Genomic DNA, 10,354 nt, shown 5'->3' with positions numbered 1-10,354 from the left:
TTGTAAGGATTTCTTGATACAAATATATAATTAATTAATGTAAAACAATAATTAATTATAAAAAAAATGGCATCAGGTTTCTCTGATACCATTTTTTAGGTCTTACAGTCTTCTTGTTTTAATAAGCCAATCTATTTCTTTTCTTTAAAACTATCAATGTTAACCTTGATCACTCTGTCTGCCATTTCGGCAATTTCCATCGTGAAAGTTACTTTGTCACCTTTACCTTCTATGGTCATTGTTGCGTGCATGGTATTTCCCGATCCGTCTTCGAAATCGGCTTTAATTACACTTTTGCCTTCTTTGAAGGCAGTGGTCCAATTACAAGTGGTAGAAGTAATTTTGCCAGTCATAGTATTACCACTGCCAGGTGTAATCAACATTTGAGTTTTAGTGATTTCAATGGTGCTGTTTTCGTCAACTGAACGCTGTATTGTTCCGGAGCCATCGAGGTATTCGGTTTTTGAAGAGGTCAATACTAAATCAAGATTACATTGGGCAAAGCCCGAAAAGCCCAAACAAACGAAGGCTAATACAAGAAGTTTTTTCATAATTTGTCATTGTTTAAAGTGAAAGATATTCAAAGATAATAGCTACTATGTAAAAACAGGTAGTTTGTAATACAAATATGTTAAATGGTTTGATTTTAGGATAAACGGGACCTTATTTTTCAAAAACCAGACAAGGGATTTTTGCGATAACTATTTCTTACTTCTGTTTATAAATATTTGACTACTATCTGATTAGAAAGTTAATTCTGGTTTTTGTTGCAACTATTTTTCAACAAAAAGTATCCTATTAAAAAAAACATACTCATGACTAAAAATACTTTTATTACTCTTGTGCTGGCACTGCTTTTTGTAAGCCTCCTATCGGGCTGTAGCACAAAATATGACCCTCAAAACCCAATCGAAGGAACATGGGTGATGGATAAGGGCGAAACTGTTAACGATGAAGTAATTTACAGCTTTCATCGGGCATCGGCATTTGAGCAGGATAAACCGGGTTATGCATTTAAGCCCAATGGCTTGCTTATCTCTCGTCAGAATGCCGGTTGGTGTGGTACACCTCCCATTAGCTATGCAGAAACTCAGGGAGCTTGGAGTAAAGATAAAGACAAGGTTACACTAAATGGAAAATATTGGGGTGGTAATTTTATTCTTGAGTTTGAAATCAATCAGCTTGATGGAAACCAACTGCAGGTAAAACAGATATCAGCCAAGTATAATTAAGCGCGGTTAAATCATGAAAAATACAGTGCTTCTATTGGTTCTATTATCGGCATTGGCTTGTAAAAAGCCGGGCGAATATGTAGAACCTGATTGGAACAAGATGTTTCCCATTGAAAGCAGGACTTTTTCATTACGCTTTCCTACACAAGACTGGAAACTAGTGAATCAGCAGGGGACAGATAGTTATGTAGGTTATTTCGAAAGAGGCGCGGATAAAATCTATTTTGACTATGGTTGGTATAATGGCACTATTAATAAAGATAGCAACCCTAAACCACTCTATTACGAAGAAACAAAGATTGATGGCCATAAGGCTTTAATAGCCAAACAGCCAGATGGGAATGATATATTGCTAAGAGCCATTATTTATCAGGACAGTATGACCTCAACAGCTCTTTCAATACTTAACCCAAGTAATGAGCAGGAAATCATCAGCATTTTCAAAACGCACAGGTTTAAGTAATTGAGTGAATGGGCGATTTAGTGAATAAGTGATTGCATTAATAAAAACTTTTATTAGCACCATACTAACCTGATAAAATATTATTGGGTTAAGTATGGTGTTTATATTTTATCCCTTATTTAAAGTTCCTCTTTAGGGGCTAAGGATTTATTTCCACAACCCCAATCTAATGGCTTCCTCTATTGGGGTATAGGCTTCTGTTTTATCTTTAATCACCAGATCTTTTCTGAGCAAAAGTGGTGGTTGCGCCAAAAATCGGGGTTCAGTGCCATGATGTGCCTGTGCGGCATGTGCTATAAAAGGATGGCACAAATAGACAGTTCCGGCTTTTCCGGTGGCCAATACTTCTTCTCTTATAGGCATTCCTATAAGTTTAATAGCTAGTTCCATAAATGAAAGTCCTTTTTCACCTGATTCTTCTAATGCCTTTGCTACGTCCAGATGAGAGCCCACACGAATGCGCGTAGGAGCATCTTTTTCACCGACATCAGAGAAAAGAAATAGCATTAACAATGCCCGGCCTTTTGAATGTATATTAATGCGCCATTCAAAAAAATTGTCGGGGTCATCGCCCGGAAAGCTGGCATCTACATGCCAACCTGTATCGCCTGGGTCTTCATCAGACGGAAAACGAACTGGGAAAGTACCCATGCTTCTGCAAGGTATCCAATTACCTTGTCCTACCAATAGATCGAATGCAGTATGTAGCATATTAGTATTTGCAGCTTTTACGAAAGGTTCTTGCATGTACATGCCGAGTCTGATAACTGGTTTTGTCCAGGTACTTTTATCATGGGGGTTACAGCCTGTATCGTTCCAGAGAATATTTCTTGCTTCTTCTGCCAATTCTGGAGAAAAAGCATTATCGATTCTGATAAATCCCTGATGGATGAATTGTTGAATTTGATTTATATCTAAGATTTCTTGCATGACAGTAATAGATAAAAGGGCATCATAACGAATAAATAGTCTGTTGATGAGACACCACAGTGATTTCATTCGATAAAATGCCTTGAAATAATAAGCAATAGAAAAACCAGCCTTTGAAAAAAGGCATAATATGTCAGGAAGACATCAGGGAAGATATTAGAGCATTACTGTCATTCTCATAGTAGCAAAATTATGAAAACTGATGGGTGTTTTCCAAGAGTTTTTGCATAAATCTGGCATTTTTTATGGCAGCAATACCCCATGTATTATTAAAAAATATATAAGCACTTCTGTCGCTTGCCATAACTTTTGCGGCTAAGTTCTCCAATTCTTCATCACTATATTGAGATTTGAAAAGGATAGGCTTACCATGAAGACGATAGTACATCGTTTCAGGGTGATTGATAATCATATCATCTGGAACATCTTTAGGAATACTTACCCCACAAAAAACAATTCCCTGCTCCTTTAAGACTTCATACACACTTTCATTCCACCAGCTCTTATGTCTGAACTCAACGACGTTTAAAAATCTGGAGTTGAGTCCGTTTAATACATTACTAAGGTTTTCTTTATCACATACAAAAGAGGGAGGAAACTGAAATAAAAAACCACCCAATTTCTCTTTTAAACTATTGCCGATATGTTTACAGAATTCAGCAATCTCCTGTCGCACGTTTTTTAACTGATTAATGTGCGTAATAGTTTGTGGAATTTTGATAAAAAAAAGAAAGTCAGCAGGTGTCTGTGCGTACCAGTTTTGTAAGGTTTTTGCTGTGGGTTTACGGTAAAAAGTTGAGTTAATTTCAATAGCGTTAAAATGCTCTGCGTAATAGACCAAATAATCTTTAGAAAGGAGATTATCTGGGTAGAAAAAGCCTTTCCAATCTTTATTGGAGAAGCCTGAACAACCAATAAAGTAATTCATGTAATTGTCTCCTATAGAAAAACTCTGTTATAGATAGAAAAATTTGTGATATCAGTGACATGAGAAATAGTAAAAAAGTGCGCCAGTTGACTAGCTGGCTTATATTAAAGAAGGAATAAGATTTGTTGCCTATATTTTTACACAGTCTAAATAAAAATTGAGGATTCTGTGCCACGTCATTCAGAAACACCCCTTTCAGAGCGTAATTTAAGAGCTGGCATAGAATTTTTTGCAGAATAAATATGAGAAAACTAATGCTTTTCTAATGAATTTGTTTTCTCAATATTATCTATTAACCTCAAAAAAACTTAAAATTATGGCAACGCAAGAAAATAAGCCAAGGGAAGACGAAAAAAATACGTCAACTCAACAATCAGGAAATAGAAACACAAGTCAACAAGGTCAACAATCTAGCAGCGATAAAGGCCAGCAAGGACAACAAAACTGGAATCAAGGTCAACAAGGCCAGTCTGGTAGCCAACAACAAGGTGATAGAAATACCAGCCAACAAGGCCAACAATCAAGCAGCGATAAAGGTCAACAAGGCCAACAAAACTGGAATCAAGGTCAAAAAGACCAATCTGGTAGCCAACAACAAGGCGATAGAAATACCGGTCAACAAGGCCAACAATCCAATATGAACAAAGGCCAGCAAGGCCAGGAAAACTGGAACCAAGGTCAACAAGGACAATCTGGCAGCCAACAAGGTGGTAACAGAGATATGCCTAACCAAGGCCAACAAAGCAATACCAATACAGGTCAACAAGGTCAATCAGACCAATGGTCTTCAGGCCAACAAGGCAGAGATCGTAACCAAGACCGTGGTGGCAGCGAAGGAATGAACAGAAACGCCGATGCAGATTATTCAGAAACTGAAGAAATCGACGAAGATACTGATTCAAGAGATCGTAACCGTGATACAGATACTAACCGTTTCTAATCGGTTACAAAATTTAAATCGGATTATTGCCAATAGGCTTTAATTATATACATAAAAAGGGTAGTGAAACACACAACGAGGGAGTTAATACATACTCCACAAGCAAAAGCTAAAATTGTGTTTCACCACCTTTTTTATTTTATGTTTTTTGTTTTCACTCCCCTTTAGGGGTTGGGGGTTTTAGGGGCGGCTGTTCACTATCAGCCCCTGCTCAGGCACCCATTTATCATATTCCATATATCTTGCTACTCTTTTGGCAGATTCTTTTCCTCCCAGTTTTTCTACCAGATGCAAAGCACCATCAATACCGGCTGAAATTCCTGCTGTGGTTATAATTGTTCCGTTATCTACAAAGCGTGTATCAGGCAAAACCTTAGCGCTAGGGACAGCTTTTTGTAATCGGTCTATACTTTCATGAAAAGTCGTTACCGTCAGGTTATCCAGCAAACCCGCTTTGCCTAATATAAAAGCACCTGTACAAACCGAGAAATAGTATTGGGTAGTCGGCTTTCTTGCCTTTATCCAGTTAATTACCTCCGGGTCTTCTGAGGCATTGCCGGAGTTTCCGCCAAAAACCGCTAAAATATCAAATGGTGGAGCATCAGTAATGTCATAATCGGGCGTTACTTTCAGAATTCCCTGCGATTTAATTGGGGTCTTTGTCTTAGATACCGTAAAGATTTTAGCGCCTGCATAAGAGAAAACCTCCATAGGCCCCGCAAAATCCAATACCTCTACACCATCTTGCAGATAAAAACAGATTGTCATTTTTTTCTTTGGGAGTTTACTTTTCTGAATCAGTTCCATGCCGCAGTGCGGGCAGTTACCTGCTTTATCAAAAGTGAGCTTATCACAATCATTATCACACGGTGGACAAACGAACGGGTCGGCATCAGCTTTTTGTGCAAAACTCAGCGCCGACGCAAGAAGAAGAATGTAAGTGAGAATAGCTTTCATTAATTTGTTTTTCTTGCAAATGTAGAATGCAATAACACCTAATGAAAGGACAATAAAAGTCAGAATCAGGACAACTTCTTGAGTTCCTTCGGAATATATCCCGTATGCTTTTTAAGAATAGTAGCCAGTTGATGCGGATTATTGATGCCGCACTCCTGCGAGATAGTACTCATCTTCTCGTTTCGCTTTAGCAATTGTAAAGCCCTTTCAACGCGTAGTTTTTCAATATATTCACCGATGGTAATACCTGTCTTGGCCTTAAACAAACGCGTCAGGTTTCTTGGACTCATACTAACCTTCTCAGCCAGTTCTTCAATAGAATTCCTCTGATGCAGGTGATGAATCAACCAATCCTGAATTTCATGAATCTGGTAGTTGATATGCTGGCGATATTGTACGAAGATACTTTCCTGTCCGTCGGCACTATCTCTGCGCAGATACATGACGAGTTCTTTGGCCAATTGATAAGCAAATTTTGCTCCATGGCGCTCTTCTATCAGAAACAACGCCAGGTCAATTCCGGTAGTAATCCCTGCGCTTGTATATACATTTTCGTTTTTTACAAATAATCGGTTTTGCATTACTTTTACTTTCGGGAAATGCTTTTGCAGTGCTTCAATATACTTCCAGTGCGTGGTGCATTCAAGGCCATCCAGTATACCCGCCCTTGCCAGCGCAAAAACACCCGTGCAAACCGAGCAGATAGCTACTTTTTTTTGATGTGCTTTTACCAACCATTCATCAAAAGCTTTATTAGGCTCCAGATTAGCCGGGATACTAAAACCCGGAATCATCAGAATATCATTTGTATCAAATGCAATGGTAGAAAAATCGGTCAATTTATCCGAAAATAATCCTGCCGAAAACTGTTTCTGCTCCTTATCTGAAACAAAGAGTATTTCGTAAGGAATACCATATTCACCCGATTCATAAAAGACCTGTAAAGGTCCTGCTAAATCAAGAATATGCACATCGTTTGAAAAATAAAAAATGATGCGGTTTTTCAAAAGAGTAGAAATGTAAGAGTATGCCCTTCTCTACAAAGCAGGCAAATATACATGAAAAGTAGCTCCTTCGCCTAAATTACTGGTAGCTGTTATATGCCCATAATGATTCTCCACAATCTTTTTACAAAGCGCCAGCCCTATACCCGTACCAGCATAAGAATGCTTATCATTAAGCCGTTGGAAAATCGTGAATATTTGTCGCGCAAATTGCTGTTCAAAACCAATGCCATTATCCTTAAACTCTATCAGGTAATAAATTCTGTTGGCATCCAGTTCTATCACACTATTCACTTCATCAAAACTGAGTCTCCTGCAGGTAATAGTAATCACAGGCTGTTCTTTAGTAAATTTCAGCGCATTGCTCAACAAATTAAAGAGTAGTTGTGTTAACTGTAACTGAATCCCAAGTATTACAGGCAACTTCTCACTATTAATAACCGCCCCTTTTTCTTCAATCAACAACTCAAAATCAACTTTTACTGTATTCAGTATGTCGTTTAAATCAACCTCTACAAATTGCTCCTCAGTGGTTGATAACCGTGAATAATCCAGTACATCCCGAATCAGGTTCGACATCCGGTTCGACGAATTAATAATTCTGTTGAAATAATCCCTCTGCTTCTCATTCATCTCCAGCGACTCATTCAATAGCTTCGAGAACGTCTTTATCTTGCGCAACGGCTCCTGCAAATCGTGGCTGGCTATATAAGCAAACTGTTCCAGCTCATTGTTCCTCAACAACAATTCTTCATTCATCGATTTCAGTTTCTGCTCATGCTGCATCTGGTCTGTAATATCTCTGCCAAGAATTACAGCCCCATAGGTTTCTTCTGTATCATCTGAAAGCGGAATAAAGAAAACTTCATAGAAACGGTTCGTAATAGGCGATTGATGTACCGGTCTATGTCCGGGTATTCCCCGAAGAGTATCTTTAATAATATCATAAGTGCCAATTTCCTTAATAACCGGAAAAATATCCAATATACTCTCACCTAATACTTCCTCTCGTTTTTTGCCGCTCAGTACCTCATAAGAATGATTAAAAGTAATGATTCTTAAATCCTGGTCTATAGCCATGATATAATCTACCGACGAATCAAGCACGGTTTCAATAAAGTCATTCTGACGCGAAAGTCTGGTGTTTTTTACTTCAAGTTCTTTCTGATGAGCCAGTAACTCCTGCTGAACCATTTTTAAAGCTTTATTATCACGAAGTGTTTCTTCAACCACTTTTTGCGCATGAATATCCACAAAAAAGCCAATCCAGTTGGTAACTAGATCGTTGTCGTTTTTTACAGGCATTATCGAAATCAGATGCCATATCAGATTTTCCTTCTGTTTTAATCGGCCTTGTGCTTTAAAAACCGTTTTGTTAAGAATAGCTCTTTCCCAATCAGGATAGAACATTCTGTAATCAGGCAGATGCAATAAAGTAAACCAGGATATATTAGTAGGAACCATTCCTTGCGCTTCAATAAACTCTTTCAGCCATCGGTTGGTATAGGTTATTTTCCCCTCGTTATTAATCACAAACATCATCAGTGGCAGGTTATCGCTCAACATCCGGTAGCGATTCTCGCTCTCGGCTACCTTATCAATCATGTCCAGCAACTGAATATTTCTTTTTCTTATTTCGTCATAAGCTGATATAGACGGCTCATTTTTAAAGTATTCTTTAAATGACTCAATTTTAGCTTTAGATATAATACCCCCAAACTGAACTTTGTATCTGAGAGTAGTTATATAAAAATAGTCTTTATAGTCAGTCTGAATATCACCCAGCAAACGGCGGGCATAAGAATAAGCATCTGAATTAATAGCCTTTAAGTCTACCTTATCATAAAGCGTCGCTACTATTTCTTTCTGAGTTAAGCGTAGAACATTAATACTTAATACAATATAAGATTTATTGCCATAGCTGATAGCTAATCGGGCTACTTCAGATACAGCCGTGGCAAAAGTAGTTTGAGAAGCAATTGAAAGTCCACACAGTTCGGCGAGTCTCATTGTTCGTTTATGAACAATGATTAAATCCATTTCGTTGTCCAGATTTATTCTTATAATCTCTTCCATTGAGGTCACTTAATTTACTTTTCCTACTAACAGCGTCATGTCATCGTTTCGGCGGGCATTATCTTTAAAAATCGCAGCAGCAATAATAGGAGAGGCGAATTTTAATATGGCCGGATATTGGTGCAAATCCCAGTGATTTCTGATACCATCCGAATACATAAATATATGTTGGTATTCAGCATTCGATAGCACAAGGGAGTTCATAATAGCAGGAATATTGAGACCAATAATACCATTGTGCGACATCACTTTTTTACTCATCAATCCTTCGTATAGTCTGGTAGTAATATTACCTATCCCACATATTTTCCATTCTTTTCTGCTATGGTGATAACTGGCAATTGTCCCAACCAGACCTCTTGTCTTTTTTACTTTCTGGTGTATAAAACGCAGAATATCAGTAGGTTCGGTTTCAGTACACTGATTAAACGCCATGATAGCCGTCTGTACTGCTTCATGGGCATTAGGGCCATGCCCTAAACCATCACCCAGAAAAATCTGGGTTTCATCATTCACTTTTTTCATCTGATACCCATCGCCACACACTTCTTCACCGGGCATGCATACCTGCAGAGTATCTATATGAATCTCATTTTTGGGTTGTACTATCTTTTTCTGTGCTTCTTCCATCAATATTTTTGCATAGGCAACTGTACCCCAGCCGGCCATCGAATAAATCTGAAAAAAATTACTCAATCGGTCAATAGCGCCCAAACCATGTCCCAGTGTATTAGAAGAAGACGCACCGTCTTTCATCATTTTAGCCATATTATTGTTACCGGGGCCGCTATCTATACAATAAATCTCAAAAACCTTAGAATTGTTTTCACTATTGCTTAATTTATAAAAAATTTCACCACCGCCTGCATGCTTGATAAGGTTCGACAACAGCTCCGATACTACTATATCCAGTTCTCCTGCCCGCATCGACTCAAACGCTGTCTTAGCAATCAGGCCATGTATTTCCCTTTTTATATAAGAGACATAGCTACGGTCTTCAACCTTATGATTGAAGAAAAAATTATTATCCATTCTTCCACTTGATTATGCTGATAGTCGTCCCCTCATCTACGACCGATTGAATCTCAAACTCACTTACCAGTCTTCGGGTTCCCGGCAGTCCTAATCCCAGGCTTCTACCTGTGGTATAGCCATCTCTCATGGCCAGATTAATATCCTTGATACCCGGCCCTTTATCACTAAAAATCAATTTTACACCGTTTTCACGGCCTTTGCTTACAATTTCAATATCAACAGTGCCGCCTCCGGCATATTTCAGCATATTACGCACCAGTTCGCTGGCAGCAGTAATCAATTTGGTCTGGTTTACTAAGCCCATACCAATTTTAGTGGCCCATTCCTTTACCCGGTTCCGTAAAAAAATTGTGTCTTGCTCTCTGGTTATTTTAATACTGTCTTTACTCAGAGTAACTATCATCTTCTTCGTCTTCTTGAATGTCCTGAGTGATTTTAGAACGTAATAATTCCATCCCTCTTTCAACATTCAGAGCGCAATGGATACCTTTTAGAGGTAAACCTAATTCAACCAGTGTAATAGCTACGGCAGGTTGCATGCCAACAACAACAGTTTCTGCATCCATGATTTTCGACATCATAGAGATATTGCCTAAAATACGACCCATAAAGGAGTCAATAATAGAAACAGCCGAAATATCTATCAATACGCCTTTTGAATTGTACTTTTTGACCATCTGTACTAAATCTGACTCAAGCGTTTCGGCCAACTGGTCGTATAAATCAACTTGAATGGTGACTAATAAAAAGTCACCCATTTTAAGAATAGGAATTCTATCCATATTAATC

The 10,354-nt window shown here is 38.3% G+C and carries 12 protein-coding genes; 3 read left to right on the top strand and 9 right to left on the bottom strand.

The annotated features are described in order from the left end of the window. Nucleotides 1–131 precede the first annotated feature (131 nt). A complete protein-coding gene (locus tag D0T08_RS18160) occupies nt 132–551 on the bottom strand; it encodes a hypothetical protein (protein ID WP_116984101.1) in 420 nt (139 codons plus the stop codon). Nucleotides 552–815: 264 nt separating this feature from the next. Here D0T08_RS18160 and D0T08_RS18155 point away from each other — a divergent pair, with 264 nt between their 5' ends. Both D0T08_RS18155 and D0T08_RS18150 read left to right on the top strand, forming a co-directional pair. Then, on the top strand, nt 816–1,232 hold the full coding sequence (locus tag D0T08_RS18155) for a hypothetical protein (RefSeq protein WP_116984100.1): 417 nt from the start codon (nt 816–818) through the stop codon (nt 1,230–1,232). 13 nt (nt 1,233–1,245) lie between these two features. Next, nucleotides 1,246–1,695, top strand: coding sequence for a hypothetical protein (locus D0T08_RS18150; protein ID WP_116984099.1), 450 nt, complete (start codon nt 1,246–1,248; stop codon nt 1,693–1,695). 147 nt (nt 1,696–1,842) lie between these two features. Here the strand turns inward: D0T08_RS18150 and D0T08_RS18145 are convergent, their stop codons facing one another. Then, nucleotides 1,843–2,694, bottom strand: coding sequence for a phytanoyl-CoA dioxygenase (locus tag D0T08_RS18145; protein WP_310586267.1), 852 nt, complete (start codon nt 2,692–2,694; stop codon nt 1,843–1,845). Between the two features lie 121 nt (nt 2,695–2,815). Further along, nucleotides 2,816–3,553, bottom strand: coding sequence for a DUF72 domain-containing protein (locus D0T08_RS18140; protein ID WP_116984097.1), 738 nt, complete (start codon nt 3,551–3,553; stop codon nt 2,816–2,818). A gap of 316 nt (nt 3,554–3,869) precedes the next feature. Between D0T08_RS18140 and D0T08_RS18135 the strand changes: the two genes are divergently transcribed. Continuing rightward, the gene (locus D0T08_RS18135) at nt 3,870–4,493 is read left to right on the top strand and encodes a hypothetical protein (protein WP_147322804.1); all 624 of its coding nucleotides are present in this window, start codon (nt 3,870–3,872) and stop codon (nt 4,491–4,493) included. A 180-nt stretch (nt 4,494–4,673) separates the two neighbouring features. Here D0T08_RS18135 and D0T08_RS18130 read toward each other — a convergent pair whose 3' ends face one another. From D0T08_RS18130 to D0T08_RS18105, 6 genes are all read right to left on the bottom strand, one after another. Then, a complete protein-coding gene (locus D0T08_RS18130) occupies nt 4,674–5,450 on the bottom strand; it encodes a DJ-1/PfpI family protein (protein ID WP_116984095.1) in 777 nt (258 codons plus the stop codon). Nucleotides 5,451–5,515: 65 nt separating this feature from the next. Beyond that, a complete protein-coding gene (locus D0T08_RS18125) occupies nt 5,516–6,457 on the bottom strand; it encodes a GlxA family transcriptional regulator (RefSeq protein WP_116984094.1) in 942 nt (313 codons plus the stop codon). A 30-nt stretch (nt 6,458–6,487) separates the two neighbouring features. Then, a complete protein-coding gene (locus D0T08_RS18120) occupies nt 6,488–8,530 on the bottom strand; it encodes an ATP-binding protein (protein ID WP_116984093.1) in 2,043 nt (680 codons plus the stop codon). A 9-nt stretch (nt 8,531–8,539) separates the two neighbouring features. Then, nucleotides 8,540–9,562 (bottom strand): ATP-binding protein, encoded by a 1,023-nt coding sequence (locus D0T08_RS18115; RefSeq protein WP_116984092.1) that lies wholly within the window; start codon nt 9,560–9,562, stop codon nt 8,540–8,542. Further along, the gene (locus D0T08_RS18110; protein ID WP_116984091.1) at nt 9,555–9,968 is read right to left on the bottom strand and encodes an anti-sigma regulatory factor; all 414 of its coding nucleotides are present in this window, start codon (nt 9,966–9,968) and stop codon (nt 9,555–9,557) included. The genes D0T08_RS18115 and D0T08_RS18110 overlap by 8 nt, the downstream gene beginning before the upstream one ends. Continuing rightward, a complete protein-coding gene (locus tag D0T08_RS18105; protein ID WP_116984090.1) occupies nt 9,949–10,347 on the bottom strand; it encodes an STAS domain-containing protein in 399 nt (132 codons plus the stop codon). The genes D0T08_RS18110 and D0T08_RS18105 overlap by 20 nt, the downstream gene beginning before the upstream one ends. Nucleotides 10,348–10,354 lie beyond the last annotated feature (7 nt).

It is taken from the genome of Emticicia sp. C21 (genome assembly GCF_003418935.1).
GTDB lineage: Bacteria > Bacteroidota > Bacteroidia > Cytophagales > Spirosomataceae > Emticicia.
The sequence above is the reverse complement of the archived record's forward strand: the minus strand, read 5'-3'. Positions and strand labels throughout refer to the sequence as shown.